The following is a 21850-nucleotide window of genomic DNA, read 5'->3' as shown; positions in this document are numbered from 1 at the left end:
GTTCCGCGTACGGATCGTCAGGCGTCGACGAGTTCCTTCGTGGCGTCGACCAGGCTGGCGACGACGCCCGCGACCTGCTGCGCGACCTCGGCGTTCTCGCGCGGGTGCCGGTCACCGAACTTGTCGATGGTGCCGCCGATGGCGAGGGTGACGTCTTCGAGGACCTTGCCGCCTGCGATGCGGACGGCCTTGCGGGTGTCCTCGTGCGCCCACTGCGCGCCGTTGCCGCTGGGCGAGGCGCTGATGACGGCGACGGGCTTGTCCTTGACGGCGCCGGTGCCGTACGGCCGGGAGATCCAGTCGATGGCGTTCTTGAGGACGGCCGGGATGGTGCCGTTGTACTCGGGCGTGAGCAGCAGGAGGGCGTCGGCGCGGCCTGCGGCGTCGCGCAGCGCCTCGACGGCGGGGATGGAACCGGCGACGTCGATGTCCTCGTTGTAGAAGGGGACCTCACCGAGTCCGTCGAACACGATCACCTCGGCACCCTCGGGTGCCACGGCGACCGCGGTCTCGGCGAGCTGACGGTTGACCGAGGCGGCGCGGAGGCTGCCGACGAGAACGAGAACGTTGGTCTGTGACATGTCAATAATCCTTCGATGGTGCGTAGGGCGACTCGTGAACATGTATAGCAACTAAACGGACCGCGGTCCACTTATGTTCCCGTCGCGGTAGGATGCGGAGTGTGACCAGCCCCCTCCTGCCCCAGATCGGGGTCGATCCCCCGGAACGCGGAGACGCCGCACGTAACCGGCGTCTTCTGCTCGATGCGGCCGCGCTGCTGGTCGCCCAGCGTGGTGTCGACGCCGTCACGATGGACGCCGTCGCCTGCAAGGCCGGTGTGGGCAAGGGCACAGTGTTCCGCCGGTTCGGCAGCCGGTCGGGACTCATGCACGCACTCCTCGACCACACCGAACGAGAACTCCAGCAGTCCTTCATGTTCGGTCCGCCGCCCCTCGGGCCTGGCGCCGACCCGATCGACCGGCTGATCGCCTTCGGGCACGCCCGCATCGCGATCGTCGAAGTGCAGGGCGAGGTCCAGCGCGCGGCCGAGAACTCTCTCGAGTTCCGTTTCGCCGCTCCCGCGCGGGCGGTGTCCGTGCGCCATGTCGTCTCCCTCCTCCGCGCGGCCGGCGTGCAAGGCGATCACGAACTGCTCGCCTGTTCGCTGCTCGCCCCCCTGGAGGCCACACTCGTACTGCACGAACTGCGCGACCTCGGGATGTCCGTCGAACGGCTCGGCGACGCCTGGGAGGACCTGATCCGGCGCGTCACCCGATGTTGATCCCGGATCCGGACATTTTGTCTAACCTCGGGGAATGCGCACCACCGCCGCCGTTCTCGGCCTCCTGACGTTCGCCTCGCTCACCGCCTGCGGCGGGGATGCGCAGCCCGAGGCCCCCGACCCGACCGGCCGCACGTTCGTCTCCACCTCCGTCGAGGGCGACCCCATTCCCGGCGGTGGGCCGCTCGTGCTCGGGTTCACCGACCCCGGGCGGCTGTCCGTCGACGCCGGATGCAATCAGGGCAGCGCCGACGTCGACCTGTCCGACGGGAAGATCGTGACGGGACCGCTCGCCATGACGCTGATGGCGTGCCCCGGCGAGGCGGCAGGCGCCGACGCCTGGGTGGCGGCCCTGCTGGACGCGCAACCGAACTGGACCCTCGGCGGCGACACGCTCACCCTCACCACGCCCACCGCTTCGGTGACGCTCACGGACGAGAAGGTCGCCCGGCCGGACCGGCCCGTCGTCGGGACCACGTGGACGGTGACCGCGCTGATCAGCCCGGACGCCGTCACCACGACAGCGGCGCTGGAGCGGACCGCACCGCAGTTGCTGATCGCAGCCGACGGTTCGGCGTCCGGTTTCACCGGCTGCAACCGAATGACCGGGACCGCGGACGTGCAGCAGAGTTCGATCACGTTCGGGTCGTGGGCCACCACCCGGATGGCGTGTCCGCCGGACGAGACGGAGGTGGAGCGCGCCGTCCTCGCGGCACTGACCGGGGAGACGGGATACAGCGTCCATTCGGATTCGATGCGCGTGGTCAACGCGGACGGCACCGGGCTGGAACTACGCGCGAGCTAGAGAGCGGTGAGCCAGCGCCCGAGTTCGCGGGCGCTCGCATCGATCCGGGCGGGCCAGTCCAGTGCCGAGTCGTCCGCCGTGTCGCTGACGTGCTTGACGAGCCGGCACCGGGCGCCGGCGCGGGCGCTGGCATACGCGACGGCGAAACCCTCCATGTCGACGAGGTCGGCTCTGCGGGCGAGTTCGTCGCGCACGCCGGCGTCGGACACGAACAGATCTCCGGTCGCGAGCACGGACCCGTCGCCGTCGGGCAGGGCCAGAAGATCGCCCACGTCGTGCCCGAGCGCCCGGATGGCGTCGCCGCTGATGTCGTGATTCAGGACGGTCGACGGCGTGAACAGCCCGCTGTGATGCTCGTGGAGCGCCCCCGCGGTGCCGATGTTGACGACGAGCGGTTTGCCGGTTCGCGGGTAGTCGGCGAGCGCGGACGCCACGGCCACGGCGGCGCTCACCTTGCCGATCCCGGTGATCAGGACCTCGAACTCGGACGGGACGTGCACCGCCTCCGCCTTGGTCGCGCTGACCACCAGAACGTCCGATCTACTCATGCGCGGAACCGTACCCTGCGCCCGTCAGGGGCACTCGCTAGAGTTCTGTCATGGCGAATCTACGTGCGCAGATCCTCGAGGAACTCGGTGCCCGGCCCACCATCGACGCGGCCGGCGAGATCCGCAAACGTGTTCAGTTCCTGAAGGACTACCTGCTGTCGACCCCGGCCAAGGGTTTCGTCCTGGGTATCAGCGGCGGTCAGGACAGCACCCTCACCGGGCGCCTCGCCCAGCTCGCGGCGAGCGAACTGCGCGAGGAGGGCCACGACGCCGAGTTCGTGGCCGTGCGGCTGCCCTACGGCACGCAGGCCGACGAATCCGACGCGCAGATCTCCCTCGACTTCATCAAGCCCGACCGGTCGGTGGTCGTCAACGTCAAGCCCGGCGCGGACGCGACCGCGAAGGAGTCCTCCGATGCCCTGCGCGACATCATCGGCGACGGCGGCGAACTCCGCGACTTCGTCCGCGGCAACATCAAGGCCCGCGAGCGCATGGTGATCCAGTATTCGATCGCCGGTCAGCTCGGGTATCTCGTCGTCGGCACCGACCATGCCGCCGAGGCGATCACCGGTTTCTTCACCAAGTTCGGCGACGGCGGCGTGGACGTCACTCCCCTGACGGGGTTGTCCAAGCGTCAGGGTGCCGCGCTGCTCCGCGAACTCGGCGCACCCGAGAGCACGTGGAAGAAGGTTCCCACCGCCGACCTCGAGGACGACCGTCCCGCGCTTCCCGACGAGGAGGCGCTGGGCCTGACGTACGCGCAGATCGACGACTACCTCGAGGGCAAGGACGTCCCGGACGCCGTGGCCGAGAAGCTCGAGGCGATGTTCCGCAGCACCCGGCACAAGCGCACGGTCCCGGTGACCCCGCTCGACACGTGGTGGCGGTGACCCGGTGGTCCAGGCGCTGGTCGCGGGCGGTACCGGCACTGCAGGCCGGCAGGTGGTCAAGGAGTTCCTCGCCCGCGGTCATTCCGTCCGGGTCCTGACCCGGCACGGCGGGGCGCCCGGTAGCGAGATCGCGCATTTCCACGGCGATCTCGTCACCGGCGACGGCCTCGACGAGGCGCTCGACGGTGTCGACGTCGTGGTGGACACCACCGACGGCAAGACCAAGGGCACCCGGGCGGTGCTGGAGAAGGGCGCCGAGAACCTGCTCGCCACCGCGGACGGCGCGGGCGTCGGACGCGCCGTCCTCCTCTCCATCGTCAACGTCGACCAGGCCGAACTCGCCTATTACCAGGCGAAGCGCACCCAGGAGCGGGTCTACGAGAGTGCCGCGATGGAGACGGCGATCGTGCGGGCAACCCAGTTCCACGACTTCATTCCCATGATCGCGAAGCCGGCGAGCCGGGCGGGGCTGATCCCGGCGTTCTCGAAGACGAGCTTTCAGACCATCGACACGAGGGACGTGGCGACCGCCCTGGTCGACGCCGCCCTGGCCGCCGACGCGCCGAAGGGGACGATCACCATCGGCGGCCCGGAGGTGCGCACCGCCCGCGATCTGACGACGGCGTGGAAGAAGGCCACCGGAACGCACGGGTTCGTCGTGAACGTGCCGCTTCCCGGCGCGCTGGGGCAGTTCCTGCGAAACGGATCGAACCTGGTGCCCGACAACCGGTTCGGAACGATCACCTTCGACCGGTGGCTGGCCGAGTCCATCCACTGAACGGCCCGGCGGACAGCGGACTAGCCGCCGGCGAACGGTGGCAACACGTCCACCTGGGCGCCGGCGGTGCGCGTCAGATCGCGGGTCAACTCGGAGTCCACCAGGAAGGCGGAGACCGAGAGCACCTGCTGCATGTCGGGACCGTACTTGGCGAGGAGAAGGTCCTTCACCTGGCCGAGATCCGCGGTGGCCGGGAGGTCGAGGGTCTCCTTCGTGCAGCCCGCCGCGTCGGCGGCGGCCGCGAAGTACCGAACCGAAATGCCTGTCACATCAACCACCGATTGCTCCCATGCTGCGTTGCGGCGGGGCGAAGCCCGCCGCGTTGATCCCGTGGCCTGCCCACTTGTTCCACATCGCGCCGCGCCACAACTGCGCCAGGTCTTCGTCGCCCGCACCCGACCGCAGCGCCGACCGCAGGTCGACCTCCTGGTCGCTGAACAGGCACGAACGTACCGTTCCCTCGGCGGTGAGGCGTGTGCGGTCGCAGTCGGAGCAGAACGACCGGGTGACGGACGCGATGATTCCGACCGTGCCCGGTCCGCCGTCGACGAGCCACTCCTCGGCGGGCGCCGACGGGTCTTCCCTCCCGTGTTCGGTGAGCGTGAACCGCTCGCCGAGGACGGCCAGCAACCGGTCGGCGGTGACCATGTTGTCGCGTGCCCACTCGTGATCGGCGTCGAGCGGCATCTCCTCGATGAACCGCAGCGTGACGCCCTCGTGCAGGCACCATTCCAGGAGATCGGCCGCTCCGCTGAGCGTTTCGGGCATCAGCACCGCATTGATCTTCATCGGCGCCAGTCCGGCTCGGGCGGCGGCGCGGATACCGGCCATCACCGACGGCAGACGGTCGCGCCTGGTCAGTCTCGCGAAGTGCTCACGATCGACCGAATCGAGGGAGACGTTGACCCGTGTCAGCCCGGCGCGGGCGAGCCCGGCCGCGCGGTGCTCGAGACCGACCGCGTTGGTGGTCATCGCGAGCGGAATCCCCGGCACCCGCTCGGCGCATCCGGCGATCATCCGCTCGAGATCCACCCGCATCAGCGGTTCGCCGCCGGTGAACCGGACCTCGCGGACACCGAGCCGGTGGACGGCGATGTCGACGAGCCTGACGATCTCGTCTGCGGTGAGGAGATTCTGCGCCGGAATGGCGGGCAGGCCCTCCTCGGGCATGCAGTACGTGCAGCGCAGCGAACACTTCTCGGTGATCGACACCCGCAGATCCCGCGCGACGCGGCCGAACCGGTCGACCAGCTGGTCGACGTCCGGTCTGCCGTCGAGCGAGACCGACGACCGGACGGTCGGGATCCCCATCTCCACCGTCGTCATCGAGTCGCCTTTCGCTGCATCTGTCCAGTATGCCGCGCGGGGGTGAGCGTTGTCCGATGCGGTGCGCGTCACTCCGCCGGGAGGTGCCTAGGATTGGTGATCATGGCCGGAGGAATATCGTGACCGCACGCTCTGTGGAGCAGCACGCCCAGCACGTCGCCGAACTCCTCGCGCCGTTGCACGGGCGCCCGCCCGAGGAGATCCCGCTGGGCGAGGCACTCGGGCGCGCCCTGGCCGCCGACGTCCGCTCCCCCGTCGACCTGCCGTTGTTCCGGAATTCGCAGATGGACGGATACGCGGTCGACGCCGCCTCCGTCACGTCCATCCCGGCGGTGCTGCCGGTCCGGGGCGTGATCGCCGCGGGACCGGCAGGCACCACCGTCCACACTCCCGGGACCGCCTACCGGATCATGACCGGTGCGCCGATCCCCGAAGGCGCCGACGCGATCGTCCCGGTCGAGGACACCGAGGCCGCGGACGGACAGGTCCGCATCGAACGCTCGCGCACCGCCGGTGAGTTCGTGCGCGAGCGCGGCAGCGACGTCCGGGAGGGCATGCTCCTGCTGCCCGCGGGCAGTGTGCTCGCCGCCCGGCACATCGCCGTCCTCGCCGCCGTCGGCTTGCAGCGCGTCCCCGTGCGCCCGCGCCCGCGCATCGCCGTGATCACCACGGGAGCCGAACTGGTGGACGCCGGAACGACGCTGCACCCCGGAGAGATCTACGACTCCAACGGAATCGCCCTCGCGTCCAGCGCCAGGGCCAACGGTGCCGAGGTCGTGTCGATCGCGCGCAGCGGCGACGACCCGGCCGAATTCCGGACCCTGCTCGCGGAGGCGACCACCACCGCCGACCTCGTCCTCACGTCCGGCGGGGTGTCGATGGGCGACTTCGAGGTGGTCAAGGAGACGCTCTCACCGCTCGGCGCGCACTTCGGGCACGTCGCGATGCAACCGGGCGGCCCGCAGGGCACCGCCGTCGTCGACGGCACGCCCGTCCTCAACTTTCCGGGGAACCCGGTCAGCACCCTCGTCTCCTTCGAGGTGTTCGCACGTCCCGAGATCCGGCGCGCCGCCGGGCTCCCGCCGACGGAACCCGAGGAACTGCCGCTCGCCGCGGCCGTCACCTCCATTCCCGGCAAGCGGCAGTTCCTCCGGGCGCGCCGCACCGACGCCGGAGTCGAACTCGTCTCCGGCCCCGGCTCCCATCTCGTCGCCGCGATGGCGTGGGCGGACGTCCTCCTCGACGTTCCCGCCGACGTCACCGCGCTCGACGCCGGCCAACTCGTGAAGGTGATCCCCCTATGAGCGACCTGACGCACCTCGACAGCGAGGGCCGCGCGCGCATGGTCGACGTGAGCGCGAAAGCGGACACGACCCGAACCGCGGTGGCCGCCGGGCAATTGGTCACCACCCCCGCGGTGATCGAACTGGTCCGGGCCGACGACCTCCCCAAGGCCGATGTTCTCGCGACGGCCCGGATCGCCGGGATCTCCGGGGCGAAGAAGACGTCCGAGCTGATTCCGCTCTGCCATCAACTCGCGCTGTCGTCGGTGAAGCTGGAGTTCGGGTTCACCGACACTGCGATCACCATCGAGGCCACCGCGAAGACGAAGGGCCCGACCGGCGTCGAGATGGAGGCCCTCACAGCCGTGGCGGTGGCCGGATTGACGTTGCACGACATGGTGAAAGCCGTCGACCCCGCCGCGACACTGGACGGTGTCCGGCTGCTCACCAAGGACGGCGGCAAACGCGGGCACTGGACGCGCGAGCAGCCAAGCACCGGAACGCCCACGGTGACAGCACGATCCGCGGCCGTACTGGTCGCCTCGACCGGCGGGGCCAAGGGCACGCGGGAAGACACGACCGGCCCGGTGATCGCCGCGTGGCTCGAGGAACGTGGCTTCACCACCCGGGGTCCGCTCGTCTACGCGGACGCGGACATCGCGTCCGGACTCGCCGACGCCCTGTCCGGGAGCCCGGCACTGATCATCAGCACCGGCGGCACCGGGGTCTCCCCCACGGACGCGACCCCGGAGGCCACCCGCGCGGTGCTCGACCGCGAACTGCCCGGCGTGGCCGACGCCATCCGGAACCGCGGCACGGAGGTGACCCCGCACGCCTCGCTGAGCCGCGGACTCGCCGGTGTGGCGAACGGCACAGTCGTGGTGAATCTCCCCGGCTCGCCGGGCGGGGTCAAGGACGGATTGTCCGTCCTCGACCCCATCGTCGATCATCTTCTCGCTCAGGTCGCAGGTGGAGGTGCGCACGATGCCTGACATTCTCGCCCAGATCTCGGATCAGCCGCTCGATCCCGCCGTCGTCGACGCCGCCGTGGCCGGGCCCGAACACGGCGCCGTCGTCGTGTTCACCGGCGTCGTCCGCAATCACGATGGCGGACAATCGGTCTCGGCACTCGAATACCAGTCGCACCCGGACGCCGAACGCTTCCTCCGCACCGTCTGCGAGGAGGTCGCGGCCTCGTCCGGACTCCCCGTGGCGGCCATCCACCGGGTCGGATCCCTCACCGTAGGCGACCTCGCGGTGGTCGCCGCGGTCGCCGCTCCCCACCGCGCCGAGGCGTTCACCACGTGCGCCGAACTGGTGGAGCGCATCAAGCACGAGGTACCCATCTGGAAGCGGCAGAAATTCGCCGACGGGGCGTCCGAATGGGTCGGTCTGTGACTCCTCGGTCGGACCGGCCGGCCGTCACCAGGTAGACTCGCCATCACTAGATGACCACGACGGTCATCCAGCGTCGTAGAACGCATTCAGTTCGGTCACCCGAATCCTGTTGGATGTGCACCACCGCATCCGCTCTTCTTACGGCGAAGAAGCTTGCCGACCGGCAACGCCGCCAACCTGTGCTCGAGCTCCGACGGAGACCTTCCGTATCGGCCCTCCGGGCACAACCCTGTGCTCGAAAGGCCTGACCACTTGTCTGACACGAATACCCCCGACACGACGTTCGCCGCGCTCGGTGTCCGCGAACCGCTGGTGAAAGCACTCGCCGACAAGGGGATCACCTCCCCGTTCCCCATCCAGGTCGACACCCTCCCCGACACACTGTCGGGACGGGACGTGCTCGGCCGCGGCAAGACGGGCAGCGGCAAGACGCTGGCATTCTCCATTCCGATGGTGTCCCGCCTCGCGGGTGAACTGTCCGGCGGAAAGCGCCGGCCGGGCCGCCCGGTGGGCCTGATCCTCGCCCCCACCCGCGAGCTCGCCACGCAGATCACCGCAACCCTCGAGCCCCTCGCCGCCGCGTACGACCTGCGAGTCACCACGATCTTCGGTGGTGTCTCCCAGAACCGTCAGGTGAGCGCCCTCAAGGCGGGCGTCGACATTGTCGTCGCGTGCCCCGGACGGCTCGAAGACCTGATGAAGCAGAAGTTCGTGAGCCTCGACGCCGTCGAGATCACCGTGCTCGACGAGGCCGATCACATGGCCGACCTCGGCTTCCTGCCCGTCGTCACCCGCATCCTCACTGCGACCCCCCAGCAGGGGCAGCGACTGCTGTTCTCCGCCACCCTGGACAACGGCGTCGACAAGCTCGTGAAGCGGTTCCTGAAGAACGAGGTGCTGCACTCGGTGGACGAGGCGAACTCGCCCGTCGCGGCCATGACGCACCACGTGTTCGACGTGGACGGCGTCGAGGCCAAGCGCAAGCTGGTCGAGCGGCTTGCATCGGGCACCGGACGCCGCATCCTGTTCATGCGCACCAAGCACCAGGCCCGCAAGCTGGCCCGTCAGCTCACCGAGGCGGGAATCCCCTCGGTCGACCTGCACGGCAACCTGTCGCAGGCGGCCCGCGACCGCAACCTCGCCTCGTTCTCCGCCGGTGAGGCCCGCGTGCTGGTGGCCACCGACGTCGCGGCGCGCGGCGTGCACGTCGACGACGTCCAGTTGGTCGTCCACGTCGATCCGCCCGCCGAGCACAAGGCCTACCTGCACCGTTCCGGCCGCACCGCACGCGCGGGCAGCGCAGGCGACGTCGTCACGGTCGTGCTGCCCGAGCAGCGCAAGGACCTGGCCGTCCTCATGCGCAAGGCCGCGATCAAGGTGACCCCGGTCCGCAGCACCGCGGACTCCGCACACGTGCTCGACCTGGTCGGCGACATCGCACCGCACGTCGCGCCGGCCCCCAAGGCGGCACCGGCGTCGAACGGCGGCGGCGGACGCAATCAGCGGCCGGGCGGCGCCCAGGGCGGACGCGGCGGTCAAGCCGGTCAGGGCGGCCGCGCACACGGTCAGGGCGGCGGCGCACGTCGCTCCCGCTCGGGTGGAGCCGGACGCCCCCGCGCAGCCTCCTCCACGGGCGGCGGAACCCGCACGGCGTCCGCCGGCGGTTCACGCCGCCGTCAGGGCTAGAACTTCTCGAGGTGGACGGCGTCGGCCAATGGCCGGCGCCCCCGCCACCCGAAGCGCTCGAGGTCCGGCACCTGCTGGAACTCGGCGACCCTCCCCACGCACAGCCACGCGATGGGACGCACCGGCTCGGGGATGCCCAGCAGTTCGGTGAGATAGGGCTCGTCGTAGAACGACACCCAGCCGACGCCCACGTTCTCGGCGGCCGCGGCGAGCCACAGATTCTGGATCGCGAGCACCGCGGAGAACAGGCCCGTGTCGTCGACCGTGTGCCTGCCGAGGATGTGTTCGCCGCCGCGGCTCCGGTCGTACGTCACGACTACCCCCATTCCGCTCTCGCAGATCCCTTCGATCTTGATGGGGTCGAACGTCTTCTTGCGATCTTCGGGCAGCGACTCCGCGAACCGCCTGCGGGCGCCGGCCACGTGGTCGGCGAACGTGGTCAGCGTGCCGGTGTCGCGTACGACGACGAAATCCCACGGCTGGGTGTTGCCCACGCTGGGCGCGCAGTGCGCGGCGCCCAGGATGCGGTCGAGAACCTCCTCCGCGATCGGCTCCCCGGTGAACTCGGCCCGCACGTCGCGGCGGCGGCGGATCGCGTCGTACACCGACAGCGCCGGCTCGGGATTCGTATCGGGACTACACGCAGACTCGGTCACGCGGTCACGGTATAGCGGTGCACACCCAGCATCGCGCCGGGGTCCGCATCTTCGCCCACCGCCACGACGCAGCCCGCGAGCCGGGTCCGCACGTGCTCGCCCTCGATGTCGGCACCGATGAGCACCAGCTGGGTCGCCCGCTCCTCGCCGGGCTCCCAGCGCGTCGACGTGAATCTGATGTGCGGCCCGACGGTCTGCACCTCGAACTTTCGGGACTGCCCCGGCACCGCGAAATGCACGAATCCCTTGATCCGGTAGATCCCGACCGGTCGCTTCTCGAGGAACTCGACGAGCCGCCGCGGATCGATCGGCTCGTCCGAAGCGAAATCGACTGCCTCGTACGACGAATGCAGGTGGTCGTGGCCTTCGCAGTGGTCGTGCTGATCCAGCAGGAGCTGGTCGAGGGTGAGCTGCTCCCCCGGCGCCGGTTCACGCCCGGGTTCCCGGTCGAACAGCAGGGTGGGCTCGATCCGGCCGTGCGCGGTGGTGAGGACGGGCGCGCGGTCGTTGTAGCCGCGGACCATCGCCTGCACGGCGGCGCGCCGGTCGTCGTCGATGCGGTCCGTCTTGTTGAGGATCACGAGGTCGGCGAGCGTGACGTGCTTGCAGAGGTCCGGGTGCTGCTCGGACATGTCCTCGAACTGCTCGCCGTCGACCATCACGACGAGACCGCCGTACATCACGTGCGGGTTGGTGCTTCCGAGGACGAGACGAATCATGTTGCGCGGCTCGGCAAGCCCGCTCGCCTCGACGATGATCACGTCGATCTGCGACGCGGGATGCGCGAGGCGGTCCAGCATCTCGTCCATGTCACTGACGTCCACGGCGCAGCACATGCAGCCGTTGCTCAGCGACACCATGGAATCGACCTGGCCGGCCACCATCATCGAATCGATGTTCACGGCGCCGAAGTCGTTGACGATGACGCCGACCCGGACGCCGCGGTTGTTGCGCAGCACATGGTTGAGCAGGGTGGTTTTTCCCGAACCGAGGAATCCGGCGACGATGACGACGGGAATCCGCTTCTTCGCCAACGCTGCGACCTCCGTGGGACCTCGACGAGCTACCGGGCGCCCATCCTAACGCCCGGCACCCGGGCGCGCGTCAGCCGACCGCGGCGAGGATCGCCGCGTCCACGTCGGCGGCGGGCGCCATCGGCAGCGTGTGGTGGGTGACTCCGGGGATCGTCGTGACCGTGGCCGACGGGAGCAGCCGCCCGACGTTCTCCGCGACCCTGCCCGCGTCGTGCGCCCGGCTGCCACCCGCCAGCACCACCGTCGTGGGGACGGTCAGGCCCGCCAGCGCGTCGGCTGTCGGACGCGACGGCACGACGAGCGTGGTGCGGCCGAACGCGGCCGCCCCGAGCGCGGTGACGCCGAGCCACCGCGGGTCGACTCCGGCACCCGCCGTCTCCCAGCGGATCAGCCTCCGCTGCCGTCTCTCCGTCGGCCGGATGAGCACCGGCGCCGCGTGGAGCAGGTACCGCGCGCTCAGGCCCGCAAAGCAGGACGTCGGGTCGAGCAGCGCCAGACGGTCGACGCGACGGGAATCGTGCAGTGCGTAGGCGAGCGCGATCATCGCACCGTACGAATGGCCGACCACCGCCGGCGCCGTCACCCCGAGGTGGTCGAGCACCGCGTCCAGCCACTCGAACAGGTCCGGGGCGGTGCGCAGCGGTGCACCGTCGTTCGCACTGCGCCCCACATCGCCCATGACGTCCACCGCGAGCACCCGGTGACTGCGGGCGAGCGCCGCGACGTTGGCGACCCACACGGTCGACGTGGCCCCTCCGCCGGGAAGCAGCAGCAGCGGCGCCCCCGACTCCGGTCCGCACACGTTCACCCGGGTGGACCCGAACGGTGTGGGAACGTCGACGGGTGTGACGTCCACCGGCCAGTCGGCCAGCAGCGAGTCGTAGGCGCGGACGAAGTCGCCGACTGCCGTCATCGCATCCTCCTCGAAATATCTCGATAATCGAGATACTAGACAATCGAAGGAAAGGTCGCAGTAGATTGCGGAGCGTGGACCCGGACGAAGGCGCACAGACAGTGCACCGGCTGCGTGCACTCGCAGTGGAGCTGAACCTGCTCGGTGCCGAATTCGCGCAACTGCACGGACTGCACACCACCGATCTCCGCGCCCTGATCTGCATCCTCGACGCCGACCGGGCGGGCCTCGCCGCCACACCCGGATGGCTCGGAGGCCAGCTCGGCATCAACTCCGCCTCGGTCACCGCCCTGCTCGACCGCATGGAGAAGGCAGGCCTGATCCGCCGCGACCGGGACGCCGACGACCGCCGCAGGTGGTTGCTCGCGGTCACACCCCGCGCCGTCGATCTCGGTCAGACGTTCTTCGGGCCGCTCATCCACCGGACGGCCGCCGTCCTCGACGACTTCGACGCGGTCGAAAAAGCCACCATTTCACGGTTTCTCGACGGCGTGAACCGCGCGGTCGCCGTCGAACGCCGGGCCGGCCCTCAGCGCACGGACGGGGCGGAGTCGAGGTCGCGAACCCGGCGCGCGGGCGACCCCGCGTAGAGCCCGTTCGGCTCGCAGTCGCGGGTGACCACGGCGCCCGCCCCCACGACGCACCCTTCGCCCACCGTCACTCCGGGAAGGATGATCGCGCCCGCGCCGATCCAGCACCCGTCGCCGATCACGATCGGACGGTCGACCACGCGCCCGCCCCGGCCGGAGCTCGGACCGATCTCGTGGGTGCTCGTGACGAACTGGACGCGGTGCCCGACGGCGACCTGCCTGCCGAGCGTGATGGGCGCGGTGCCGTCGAACAGGACGCCGCGGTTGACGAAGGTCCCCAGCCCCATCGTGACGTCCTTGCTGCCGAAATAGCAGCCCGAATAGATGCCGGCTCCCCACACTTTCGCTCCCGCGGCCATCAGCAGCAGGACCCGCAACCACACGGGGACGAACGCGGAGGCCTGGACGATGGTGACGAACCGCATCCCGTCACCCTAGCCCCGCGGAGCACGTTCGCGATCGAGGTTTGCTATTCATTAACTATTTCACCACACGAAACTGCACGGTGCGGCGTACCATGTGGGCGCCATCGAAAAGCACGAGGGGGGAACCGTGAGACAACTGGATAGCGACGGATTCGCTGCGCTGATGGAATCCATTCCCCACGCGATCAGCGTTCACGACCGCGAACGAAACGTCGTGTTCAGCAACCCCGCCTGCGCGGCCCTGATCGGCTACGACGCCGACGAATTCGCGGACCTCGATCACGAGCAACTGTTCCACCCCGACGACGCCGCACTGTGGGGCACCATGCTCGCCCGGGTACTGAGCCAGGAAAGCCCCAGCGCGACAGCACATCTGCGCATCCGGCACCGGGAGGGCCACTGGATCTGGGTGCTCGTCGCGGCGTCCACGTTCACCGCAGGCACCGAGAGACTGGTCGCCCTCGTGCTCCAGGACGAGTCCGACACGATCTGGGGCAACCCCACGGCCGCGAGGCAGCCGATCCGATAACCGTCCGCTCACCGGCCGTCGTCGGAACCGCCGCAGCACGGCGGAGTCCGAACGGTGGCGCCGCATCGCCGGCAGAAATGGGTGCGGTGCCCACCGTTGCTGGACGTCGCACACCCGCACACCTCCCACCCCACCAGGCACGTATTCGCGGCCAGCGGGTGCCCGTTCGGACAGCACCCCGGCGCGGTCTCGGTTCGGGCGGCCACACGTCGAATCTACCCGGCAGTCGAACAGATGTGCGAATCGCTGCCCGAAGCGTCACATGTAATTGCCGGGCGAACCGTCCTCCTGGCCGTCTTCCCGCTCCACCAGGAACCAACTCCCGGGGGCGTAGATCAGCTCCCGCGCGGCGCGGACGATGACGAGCGCCCCGGACTCGTGGATGCTGTAGCTGTCGTCGTCGCCGAAGTCGGTGACGGCGAACTCCGCCAATTGGTCGAATGAGCGATGCGTCACAGTGAATGTCATGACGCCAGTGTCCCACCGGGACAAGAGGGATGAATGAGGAAAGCCCCCCACCCGCATCGTCTGCGGATGAGAGGCTTCTCTCGAAAGTGGAGCTAAGGGGACTCGAACCCCTGACCCCCACACTGCCAGTGTGGTGCGCTACCAGCTGCGCCATAGCCCCGTATTCGGTTGTTCTCCGCACTCGGAATGACTTCCTCCGTGCTCGAAGAAAGTTACACCATTGCCGACCGGGCCAACAAATCGCCTGGTCAGGGGCGCTTCGTGCCCGTGCGTGGTTAACGAGTCCAGACACTCGTCAACCACGCACGGGCGGCGGAGCCGCCTACAGCTGCGACACCCAGTTCTCGTTGGACAGCGCGTCGATCACGGTGCCGTCCTTGACGACGGCGGGCGTGCCGGTGGCACCGCTCGCGGCGAGGGCCTGACGGCCCGCCTCGGCGTGCGCCCGGGCCTGCTCGACCTTCGCCCCGGTGGTGATGCACTCGGCGGCCGCGTCGGATGCTCCGGCGTCGCGGGCGATCTGCGCGAGTTCCTCGTTGGTGTGATCGGAGCTGCCGTTCTCCTTCGGCTGGTTCGCCGGCGAGAACAACGCCGCATGGAATGCCGAATACGCCACGGCGTCACCGGTTTCGGCGACGCACTCGGACGCGGCGACGGCGCGGGTGGAGTAGTCGCCGGTGGCCGAGAGCCGGTCGAGGAAGTTCAGGACGTGGTAGCGCACGGCCACCTTGCCGTCGTCGATGGACTGCGCGAGTTCCTGACCGTTCTTGTTCTCGAGCTCGGCGCAGTACGGGCACATGGGATCTTCGAACAGGTCGACCGTGGTGGCCGCATCCGGCCGGCCGAGGAGCACGACGCCGTCACCCTGCAACGCCACCTGGACCTCGGAGTTCTGGACCCCGCCGTAACCGTCGTTGCGCGGCTTGCTGCGGTTGCTCTGCCAGATCACACCACCGATGACGAGTACGGCGATGACCAGTACGGCGAGCCCACCGAGAATGTAGGTGGACCGGCTGGATTCCGGCTGCGGGTTGTACTTGTTCTTCGAGCTCACGTGGATGCAGTCCTTCGACGTCGGATCGATTTACCGAATGCTTACTCTGCCACCGTCTGCTGAGGGGTCACTGAGAAAGTGGTGCGGGAGCGGAGCCCCAGCGCGGACGGGGAACGGGGGAACACGATCAGCCACACCGCCAGTGCGAGGAAGCCCACATCCCGGAGGATTTCCTTGGTGTAGTCCCAGCCGTTCACGTCGGCCGCACCGCCGCCGCCGAAGCATCCGCAGTCGATGGACAGCCCGCGCGCCCACACCGAGACGATCACGCCGATGAGGACGAGCAGGAGCACCGCGGACACCGAGGCCGTGGCGCGGACGGCGAGCCCGATCAGCAGGAGCAGACCGAGGGCGATCTCGAAGAACGGCAGCGTGTTGGCGACCGGCCGGACGAGGTCTTCGGGCAGTAGCTGGTACGCCCGGACCGCGATGATCGTCTGGGCGGGGTCGGCGACCTTGAGTGCGCCGGAGACCAGCCAGACGGCAGCGAGTGACAGCCGGGCGAGCAGGGAGACGACCTTGATCCACACCCGGACGAGCGTACCGAAGACGCCGGTCAGACCGCCTCGACCGACACCTTGGGCGCCGGCTTGTTCGGGACCAGCAGCCAGCCGATGGCGGCGAGGAGCATGACCCCTCCGGTGACCCCGAATGCGACCGCGTACGACAGGTGCTGAGCGAGCAGACCCGCGCCGACCGGGCCGAGGACCCCGCCGACGTCGGCGACCATCTGGAACGCGGCCAGCACGGGGCCGCCGCGGGATTTCGCGCCCACGACGTCGGCGACCGCGGCCTGCTGCGCGGGGCTCATCACTCCGGATCCGATGCCCGCGATGCCGGACAGCACCAGGAACACCAGCAGGTTCTCGCTGAGTCCCATTCCGACGGTGCTGGCGCCGCACACCAGCAGTCCGAGCAGGACGAACACCTTCCGGCCGTAGACGTCCGACAACCGCCCGGACACGATGAGGACGAGCGCATTGCCGACGGCGAACACGGTGAGGGCGATACCGGCGAGGGCGGCGTCGCGGTGCAGCGCCTCGACGACGAACAGCGGCACCATCGCCACCCGCACTCCGAAGATCACACCACCGAACGCGAAGTTGGAGCCGAGCGCCGCCCGGTAGACGGGCTGCCCGAGTGCTTCCCGCAGCGTCATGGTGGCACCGGCAGCAGTGGCGTCGGGTGCCGTCAGGTGCGAACCCCGCAGGCTCACGAACACGACAGCGGCCGCGACGACGAGGGCGATCGCGTAAATCACGAACGGAACCCGAAGCCCGAATCCGACGAGCAACCCGCCGACGAGAGGTCCGGAGATCGATCCCATCAGGAAGCTGGTCGCGTAGAGCCCGGACACACGACCGCGGCTGTCCACCGGTGCGATGCGGATCACCAGGCCCATCGCCGACACCGTGAACATCGTCGACCCGATGCCCCCGAGTGCGCGGAAGACGAGCAACTGCCAGTAGTCCCCCGCGACCGCGCAGGCGGCGGTCGAGGCCGCGACGATCAGGAGCCCGGTGATGTAGACGGGCCGCTCCCCCAGCTTCTGCACGAGCCGGCCGCTCACCGGGGCGAAGATCAGACGCATGAACGCGAACGACGAGATCACGACGGTGGCCGCCGTCACGCTCACGTCGAAGCTGCGGGCGAACTGCGGGAGAGCGGGTGCGACGATCCCGAATCCGAGTGCGATGACGAAGCTGGCCGAGACCAGCACCCAGATTTCCGAAGGGAGCCGCGGGCTGCGCCCGGCGGGCAGCCCGGCTGCGCGAGTGTTCATAGTTGAACCCGATGGTAGGTGCCCCCGCTTCCGCGACGGCACCTACCCCGCCGAACACCTACTTCAGGACGTCGGCCACCAGTTCCTTGGCCGCCGCCTGCACCTGCACGAGATGATCCGGGCCCTGGAACGATTCGGCATAGATCTTGTAGACGTCCTCGGTGCCCGACGGCCGCGCCGCGAACCACGCCGATGCGGTGGTGACCTTCAGCCCGCCGAGGGCCGCCCCGTTGCCCGGGGCGCTCGTCAGCGTCGCGGTGATCGGCTCCCCCGCCAGTTCGGTGGCCGACACCTGTTCGGGCGACAGTTTCGCCAGCACCGCCTTCTGCTCCCGGGTGGCGGGGGCGTCGATGCGGGCGTAGGCGGGGCTGCCGAACTGCTCCGTCAGTTCCCGGTACCGGACCGACGGTGTCTTTCCCGTCACCGCCGTCATCTCCGAGGCCAGCAGGGCCAGGATGATCCCGTCCTTGTCCGTGGTCCACACCCCGCCGTCGTGGCGCAGGAACGACGCACCCGCACTCTCCTCGCCGCCGAAACCGAGCGAACCCTCGAGCAGCCCGGGGACGAACCACTTGAAACCCACCGGGACCTCGAGGAGTTCACGGCCGAGGCTTCCGACCACCCGGTCGATCATCGACGAACTGACCAGCGTCTTGCCCACCTTCACACCCGAGCTCCACCCTTGTCGGTGCGAGAACAGGTAGTCGATGGCGACCGCGAGGTAGTGGTTGGGATTCATCAGTCCCGCATCGGGAGTGACGATTCCGTGCCGGTCCGCATCGGCGTCGTTGCCGGTGGAGATGTCGAACCGGTCCCGGGCTCCGATCAGCGAGGCCATGGCGTTCGGCGACGAGCAGTCCATGCGGATCTTGCCGTCGGTGTCGAGGGTCATGAACCGCCACGTGGCGTCGACGAGCGGGTTGACGACCTCGAGGTCGAGGCGGTGGATGTCGGCGATCGCACCCCAGTAGTCGACGCTCGCGCCGCCCAGCGGGTCGGCGCCGATCCGCACCCCGGCGCTGCGGATGGCGTCGAGGTCGAGAACGCTCGGTAGGTCGTCGATGTAGAAGCGGAGGAAGTCGTACCGCTCGGCCCGCGCGATCGCCCGGGCCGCCGGGATCCGCCGCACCCCCGAGAGGTCCCGCCGGAGTAGCTCGTTCGCCCGGTCGGCGATGATCGTCGTCGCCTCGGAGCCGGCGGGGCCACCGTGCGGCGGGTTGTATTTGAAGCCGCCGTCGCGGGGCGGGTTGTGCGACGGCGTCACGACGATGCCGTCGGCCTTCGACTCCGGGCCGCTGCGGTTGTAGCGGAGAATCGCGTGGCTGACCGCGGGAGTCGGCGTGTAGCGGTCCCGCGAATCGATCAGCACCGTCACGTCGTTCGCGGCCAGCACCTCGAGCGCCGACGTCCACGCCGGCTCGGACAGGGCGTGGGTGTCGCGCCCGAGAAACAGAGGTCCGTCGATGCCCTGGGACGCCCGGTACTCGACGATGGCCTGAGTGGTGGCGAGGATGTGCGCCTCGTTGAACGCGGTGTCCAGGCTCGACCCCCGGTGGCCGGACGTCCCGAACAGCACCTGCTGCACAGGGTTCTCGGGGTCGGGCACGCCGCTGTAGTACGCGGTCACCAGGTGCGCGATGTCTACGAGATCCTCCGGCAGTGCCACCTGACCCGCCCTGTCGTGCGCCACGAGACCTCCTGGAAACGTTTCGGGATCGAACTCGGCTCCAACCCATCCTGCACCCTCGCGCCGGAGTGTGCCCTCAAGACGTCAATCGGAATCCCAGCCAGGCGACGGCCAGACCGGCCGTCACACTCGCGATCGTGTAGACGACGGACGTGAGCGCCAGCCGGATCCGCAGCAGTCCCACCGATTCCACCGCGAACGTCGAGTACGTGGTCAGTCCCCCGCAGAAGCCCGTGCCCAGCAACGCGAACGCCTGCGCGGACATCGACGCCCCCGACAGCAGTCCGAGGATCAGGCACCCGGCGACGTTCACGAGGAAGGTGGCGACCGGGAAACTGCGGTACGAGTCGACGTACCGGCCGGCGAGGTACCGCGTCGTCGCACCGAGCGCGCCGCCGACCGCGACGAGGAGGACGATCATGTCGCCGCCTTCCGCCCCAGCCGGTGGCGGTGACCGACGAGCATCCCCAGCCGCGCCGCGAGCAGGGCGGGGATCAGGGTGGCCACGACGTAGAGGCTCGCGGTCACCACGTCCTCCCGCACCGCGTCGACGGCGAAGGTCGAGAACGTGGTGAAACCGCCGAGGACGCCGACTCCCAGGAACAGCCGCCACAACCGGTCCGGTCCCACCGTCTCGGCGAGGTAGCCGAGCAGCAGCGACCCGATCACGTTGATCAGCAGGACGGTCCAGATGCCCGGCCACAGCTCGGACAGGAGGAATCTCGCGGACGCACCGAGCGCACCGCCCAGGGCGACCACGGCCACCGGTTTCGTCAGGGACACGGCACACATCGTGTCACGGCGGCCCGCCAGGATGGTCGAACTCCGGTGCGCACAAAAAGGTCCGGGCCGGACACCTGGTGGTGTCCGGCCCGGACCTTGGTGGAGCTGCCGGGAATTGAACCCGGGTCCTCCGCAGCAAAGCTAGGGCTTCTCCGTGTGCAGTTTGCTATGTCTCTACTTGGATCTCCCAGTCTCGCAAACAAGCCAGGATGACGATCCCAGTCGCTGTTGGTTGTCCCATTCGACTCCGCGACCGAGTCGAACGGTAAAGCCCTCTAGCTGATGCCAGTACCCGGACCGAGGGCGAACCCGGACTGACAGACACGCAGTCGCTACTTAGGCAGCGAGTGCGTAGTCGCGCTGATTGGAATCGGCGCTTATATGTTTGCAGCGACGCTTACGGTGGTCTCTTGCCTGCACCGACACGCTTCCCCTACCTCAACGTACGCAGTCGAAACCGTTCAGCCCCGTACGTGCCCCACGAGTCTCGCGGGGCCACCTAGTGTAACGCGAACCCCGCCCGGTTTCATCCCGGTTTCCCCTGGGAGTGTCGACGGGCGTGTTTCAGCTGGCCACGGCGATCATTCCGACGGCCGCGAGGGCGAGGAGCATCCCCGCCTGCTGCATTCTGCTCACCCGTTCACCGAGCATCACCATCGCCAGCAGCACGGTGGCCGCGGGGTACAGCGACCCGATCACGCTGACGAGCGACAGCAGGCCACCCTGGAACGCGTACATCATCGCCGCGTTGGCCAGGACGTCGAGGAAACTCACGTACACGGCTAGTTTGAGGGGTTCGCCGTGGGGTGGCACGAAGTGGCCGGCGGCGAGGGCGACGAGCCACACCACCGCGGTCGCCGCGGCGCGGGACACGGCGAGCGCCCACATTCCGCCCTCCTCGCCGATCTGGTGCAGCGAGACGAAGGACAGCGCGAACGCGATGCCGGATCCGACGGTGAGCAGCGCCACGGTGCGGGTGAAGCGCAGCACCCTGCCGCCTGCCACCTCGCCCGCGGTCTCGTCGGGCGATTCCCGGCTGACGAGGACGACGGCGACGAGGGCCACTGCGATCCCGATGTACGCGACGGGCCCGGGCCGCTCGCCGAACGCGAGCCCGATCAACACCGGAATACCGGCGACCAGCACGGCCGTCAGCGGCGACACCACCGACATCGGTCCCGACGCCAACGCGAGATAGAACCACCAGACCGCCACGCCGCCTGCCACTCCCGCCACCGCGCCCCACACGAGGGAGGACGAGGTGAGAGTGCCGCCGGCGAACGGGGCGATCAGGAGCACGATCAGCAGGGACAGCGGGTACGACACGATGACGACGCGCAGCGCCGCCACCCTGCGGGACGCGACTCCGCCGACGAAATCGCTCACGCCGTAGCCGATCGCGGCCACGAGCGCGAGCAGGATGGACGTCAGCGCATGCCCTTGACTCGGCGTCCGAGTTCGCGGGTCACCTCACGCTCGGCGGTCCGCCTGGCCAGGTCCTGGCGCTTGTCGTAGTCCTGCTTGCCCTTGGCGAGCGCGAGCTCCACCTTGACCTTGCCGTCGGAGAAGTACATCGACAGGGGAACCAGAGTCTGGTTGCCCTCGCGGGTCTTGCCGACGAGGTGTTCGATCTCCCGCTTGTGCAGCAGCAGCTTCCGGGTGCGGCGCGGCGAGTGGTTGGTCCACGTGCCCTGCGTGTACTCGGGGATGTGCAGGGAGCGCAGCCACACCTCCCCGTCGTCGACTGTGGCGAACGCGTCGACCAGCGACGCCTTGCCCTCGCGCAGACTCTTCACCTCGGTACCGACGAGGGCGATCCCCGCCTCGTAGACGTCGAGAATGGTGTAGTTGTGACGCGCCTTGCGGTTGGTCGCAATGACCTTGCGGCCCTTTTCCTTCACGTTCCGGGCCTTTCAGTCCGCGATGTCCGAG

At 69.1% G+C, this 21850-nt stretch carries 27 protein-coding genes, 1 tRNA gene and 1 other RNA gene; 10 read left to right on the top strand and 19 right to left on the bottom strand.

Translation table 11 applies throughout. The features are described from left to right. Positions 1–17 precede the first annotated feature (17 nt). Entirely contained in the window at positions 18–581 is a 564-nt protein-coding gene (locus tag JWS14_RS34930) for an NAD(P)H-dependent oxidoreductase (protein WP_072937710.1), read from the bottom strand. A gap of 101 nt (positions 582–682) precedes the next feature. On the opposite strand from JWS14_RS34930, the gene JWS14_RS34925 reads away from it, so the two are divergent. Then, entirely contained in the window at positions 683–1282 is a 600-nt protein-coding gene (locus JWS14_RS34925; RefSeq protein ID WP_095860810.1) for a TetR/AcrR family transcriptional regulator, read from the top strand. A gap of 34 nt (positions 1283–1316) precedes the next feature. Next, entirely contained in the window at positions 1317–2087 is a 771-nt protein-coding gene (locus JWS14_RS34920; RefSeq protein ID WP_072937708.1) for an META domain-containing protein, read from the top strand. On the opposite strand, the gene JWS14_RS34915 is transcribed toward JWS14_RS34920, so the two are convergent. Next, on the bottom strand, positions 2084–2635 hold the full coding sequence (locus tag JWS14_RS34915) for a nucleosidase (protein WP_072937707.1): 552 nt from the start codon (positions 2633–2635) through the stop codon (positions 2084–2086). The two genes, JWS14_RS34920 and JWS14_RS34915, sit on opposite strands and share 4 nt — an antisense overlap. Before the next feature lie 50 nt (positions 2636–2685). Between JWS14_RS34915 and nadE the strand changes: the two genes are divergently transcribed. Next, positions 2686–3525, top strand: a complete 840-nt coding sequence (gene nadE / locus JWS14_RS34910; RefSeq protein WP_072937706.1) for an ammonia-dependent NAD(+) synthetase — start codon at positions 2686–2688, stop codon at positions 3523–3525. 4 nt (positions 3526–3529) lie between these two features. Next, the gene (locus JWS14_RS34905) at positions 3530–4303 is read left to right on the top strand and encodes an SDR family oxidoreductase (RefSeq protein WP_095860811.1); all 774 of its coding nucleotides are present in this window, start codon (positions 3530–3532) and stop codon (positions 4301–4303) included. A gap of 20 nt (positions 4304–4323) precedes the next feature. Here JWS14_RS34905 and JWS14_RS34900 read toward each other — a convergent pair whose 3' ends face one another. Beyond that, a complete protein-coding gene (locus JWS14_RS34900; RefSeq protein ID WP_015890181.1) occupies positions 4324–4581 on the bottom strand; it encodes a MoaD/ThiS family protein in 258 nt (85 codons plus the stop codon). Next, positions 4574–5629 carry a GTP 3',8-cyclase MoaA gene (gene moaA / locus JWS14_RS34895; RefSeq protein ID WP_095860812.1) on the bottom strand — a complete coding sequence of 352 codons (1056 nt, stop codon included), beginning with the start codon at positions 5627–5629 and terminating at the stop codon, positions 4574–4576. Before moaA ends, JWS14_RS34900 begins: the two co-directional genes overlap by 8 nt. 119 nt (positions 5630–5748) lie before the next feature. Between moaA and JWS14_RS34890 the strand changes: the two genes are divergently transcribed. The 4 genes from JWS14_RS34890 to JWS14_RS34875 all read left to right on the top strand — a co-directional run bounded on the left by JWS14_RS34890 (position 5749) and on the right by JWS14_RS34875 (position 9996). Continuing rightward, a complete protein-coding gene (locus JWS14_RS34890) occupies positions 5749–6933 on the top strand; it encodes a molybdopterin molybdotransferase MoeA (RefSeq protein ID WP_072937703.1) in 1185 nt (394 codons plus the stop codon). Then, complete coding sequence (gene moaCB, locus JWS14_RS34885; protein WP_206015260.1) at positions 6930–7904, top strand: bifunctional molybdenum cofactor biosynthesis protein MoaC/MoaB; 975 nt, start codon at positions 6930–6932, stop codon at positions 7902–7904. Before JWS14_RS34890 ends, moaCB begins: the two co-directional genes overlap by 4 nt. Continuing rightward, complete coding sequence (locus JWS14_RS34880) at positions 7897–8310, top strand: molybdenum cofactor biosynthesis protein MoaE (RefSeq protein ID WP_087556627.1); 414 nt, start codon at positions 7897–7899, stop codon at positions 8308–8310. The genes moaCB and JWS14_RS34880 overlap by 8 nt, the downstream gene beginning before the upstream one ends. 252 nt (positions 8311–8562) lie before the next feature. After that, entirely contained in the window at positions 8563–9996 is a 1434-nt protein-coding gene (locus JWS14_RS34875; protein ID WP_174705451.1) for a DEAD/DEAH box helicase, read from the top strand. Here the strand turns inward: JWS14_RS34875 and bluB are convergent. From bluB to JWS14_RS34860, 3 genes are all read right to left on the bottom strand, one after another. Further along, complete coding sequence (gene bluB, locus JWS14_RS34870) at positions 9993–10652, bottom strand: 5,6-dimethylbenzimidazole synthase (protein WP_072937701.1); 660 nt, start codon at positions 10650–10652, stop codon at positions 9993–9995. The two genes, JWS14_RS34875 and bluB, sit on opposite strands and share 4 nt — an antisense overlap. After that, complete coding sequence (locus JWS14_RS34865; RefSeq protein WP_206015259.1) at positions 10649–11686, bottom strand: CobW family GTP-binding protein; 1038 nt, start codon at positions 11684–11686, stop codon at positions 10649–10651. Before JWS14_RS34865 ends, bluB begins: the two co-directional genes overlap by 4 nt. 70 nt (positions 11687–11756) lie before the next feature. Next, complete coding sequence (locus JWS14_RS34860; protein ID WP_206015258.1) at positions 11757–12599, bottom strand: alpha/beta fold hydrolase; 843 nt, start codon at positions 12597–12599, stop codon at positions 11757–11759. A 65-nt stretch (positions 12600–12664) separates the two neighbouring features. Between JWS14_RS34860 and JWS14_RS34855 the strand changes: the two genes are divergently transcribed. Then, positions 12665–13189 carry a MarR family winged helix-turn-helix transcriptional regulator gene (locus JWS14_RS34855; RefSeq protein WP_206015257.1) on the top strand — a complete coding sequence of 175 codons (525 nt, stop codon included), beginning with the start codon at positions 12665–12667 and terminating at the stop codon, positions 13187–13189. Here JWS14_RS34855 and JWS14_RS34850 read toward each other — a convergent pair. Beyond that, positions 13129–13614, bottom strand: a complete 486-nt coding sequence (locus JWS14_RS34850) for an acyltransferase (RefSeq protein WP_072937697.1) — start codon at positions 13612–13614, stop codon at positions 13129–13131. The two genes, JWS14_RS34855 and JWS14_RS34850, sit on opposite strands and share 61 nt — an antisense overlap. Before the next feature lie 127 nt (positions 13615–13741). Between JWS14_RS34850 and JWS14_RS34845 the strand changes: the two genes are divergently transcribed. Then, positions 13742–14143, top strand: coding sequence for a PAS domain S-box protein (locus JWS14_RS34845; protein ID WP_241031547.1), 402 nt, complete (start codon positions 13742–13744; stop codon positions 14141–14143). 258 nt (positions 14144–14401) lie between these two features. Here JWS14_RS34845 and JWS14_RS34840 read toward each other — a convergent pair whose 3' ends face one another. From JWS14_RS34840 to smpB, 11 genes are all read right to left on the bottom strand, one after another. Next, positions 14402–14611 (bottom strand): hypothetical protein, encoded by a 210-nt coding sequence (locus JWS14_RS34840; RefSeq protein WP_011598322.1) that lies wholly within the window; start codon positions 14609–14611, stop codon positions 14402–14404. Positions 14612–14698: 87 nt separating this feature from the next. Then, positions 14699–14771: transfer RNA gene (locus tag JWS14_RS34835), tRNA-Ala, on the bottom strand. A gap of 162 nt (positions 14772–14933) precedes the next feature. Beyond that, a complete protein-coding gene (locus tag JWS14_RS34830; RefSeq protein ID WP_095860816.1) occupies positions 14934–15665 on the bottom strand; it encodes a DsbA family protein in 732 nt (243 codons plus the stop codon). 41 nt (positions 15666–15706) lie between these two features. Beyond that, a complete protein-coding gene (locus tag JWS14_RS34825) occupies positions 15707–16195 on the bottom strand; it encodes a MauE/DoxX family redox-associated membrane protein (RefSeq protein WP_072937695.1) in 489 nt (162 codons plus the stop codon). Between the two features lie 26 nt (positions 16196–16221). Next, positions 16222–17448 carry an MFS transporter gene (locus tag JWS14_RS34820; RefSeq protein WP_095860817.1) on the bottom strand — a complete coding sequence of 409 codons (1227 nt, stop codon included), beginning with the start codon at positions 17446–17448 and terminating at the stop codon, positions 16222–16224. A gap of 58 nt (positions 17449–17506) precedes the next feature. Further along, positions 17507–19138, bottom strand: a complete 1632-nt coding sequence (gene pgm / locus JWS14_RS34815) for a phosphoglucomutase (alpha-D-glucose-1,6-bisphosphate-dependent) (protein ID WP_206015256.1) — start codon at positions 19136–19138, stop codon at positions 17507–17509. A gap of 73 nt (positions 19139–19211) precedes the next feature. Continuing rightward, positions 19212–19556, bottom strand: a complete 345-nt coding sequence (crcB, locus tag JWS14_RS34810) for a fluoride efflux transporter CrcB (protein WP_072937692.1) — start codon at positions 19554–19556, stop codon at positions 19212–19214. Beyond that, positions 19553–19927, bottom strand: coding sequence for a fluoride efflux transporter FluC (locus JWS14_RS34805; RefSeq protein ID WP_072937691.1), 375 nt, complete (start codon positions 19925–19927; stop codon positions 19553–19555). Before JWS14_RS34805 ends, crcB begins: the two co-directional genes overlap by 4 nt. Before the next feature lie 88 nt (positions 19928–20015). Further along, positions 20016–20387: a transfer-messenger RNA gene (gene ssrA, locus JWS14_RS34800) on the bottom strand. 95 nt (positions 20388–20482) lie between these two features. After that, a complete protein-coding gene (locus JWS14_RS34795) occupies positions 20483–21337 on the bottom strand; it encodes a DMT family transporter (protein WP_072937690.1) in 855 nt (284 codons plus the stop codon). Between the two features lie 8 nt (positions 21338–21345). Continuing rightward, positions 21346–21819, bottom strand: a complete 474-nt coding sequence (smpB, locus tag JWS14_RS34790; protein WP_015890164.1) for an SsrA-binding protein SmpB — start codon at positions 21817–21819, stop codon at positions 21346–21348. Positions 21820–21850: the final 31 nt, after the last annotated feature.

Origin of the sequence: Rhodococcus koreensis, from assembly GCF_017068375.1 — a bacterium.
GTDB lineage: Bacteria > Actinomycetota > Actinomycetes > Mycobacteriales > Mycobacteriaceae > Rhodococcus_F > Rhodococcus_F koreensis.
This window is presented reverse-complemented; position numbering and strand designations above follow the sequence as displayed.

Bases quoted from the DNA above. Each gene is read 5' to 3' on its own strand.
- JWS14_RS34930 (WP_072937710.1), bottom strand. From the start codon at position 581: ATGTCACAGACCAACGTTCTCGTTCTCGTCGGCAGCCTCCGCGCCGCC.
- JWS14_RS34920 (WP_072937708.1), top strand. From the start codon at position 1,317: ATGCGCACCACCGCCGCCGTTCTCGGCCTCCTGACGTTCGCCTCGCTC.
- JWS14_RS34915 (WP_072937707.1), bottom strand. From the start codon at position 2,635: ATGAGTAGATCGGACGTTCTGGTGGTCAGCGCGACCAAGGCGGAGGCG.
- nadE (WP_072937706.1), top strand. From the start codon at position 2,686: ATGGCGAATCTACGTGCGCAGATCCTCGAGGAACTCGGTGCCCGGCCC.
- moaA (WP_095860812.1), bottom strand. From the start codon at position 5,629: ATGACGACGGTGGAGATGGGGATCCCGACCGTCCGGTCGTCGGTCTCG.
- moaCB (WP_206015260.1), top strand. From the start codon at position 6,930: ATGAGCGACCTGACGCACCTCGACAGCGAGGGCCGCGCGCGCATGGTC.
- JWS14_RS34880 (WP_087556627.1), top strand. From the start codon at position 7,897: ATGCCTGACATTCTCGCCCAGATCTCGGATCAGCCGCTCGATCCCGCC.
- JWS14_RS34860 (WP_206015258.1), bottom strand. From the start codon at position 12,599: ATGACGGCAGTCGGCGACTTCGTCCGCGCCTACGACTCGCTGCTGGCC.
- JWS14_RS34850 (WP_072937697.1), bottom strand. From the start codon at position 13,614: ATGCGGTTCGTCACCATCGTCCAGGCCTCCGCGTTCGTCCCCGTGTGG.
- JWS14_RS34840 (WP_011598322.1), bottom strand. From the start codon at position 14,611: ATGACATTCACTGTGACGCATCGCTCATTCGACCAATTGGCGGAGTTC.
- JWS14_RS34820 (WP_095860817.1), bottom strand. From the start codon at position 17,448: ATGAACACTCGCGCAGCCGGGCTGCCCGCCGGGCGCAGCCCGCGGCTC.
- crcB (WP_072937692.1), bottom strand. From the start codon at position 19,556: ATGATCGTCCTCCTCGTCGCGGTCGGCGGCGCGCTCGGTGCGACGACG.
- JWS14_RS34805 (WP_072937691.1), bottom strand. From the start codon at position 19,927: ATGTGTGCCGTGTCCCTGACGAAACCGGTGGCCGTGGTCGCCCTGGGC.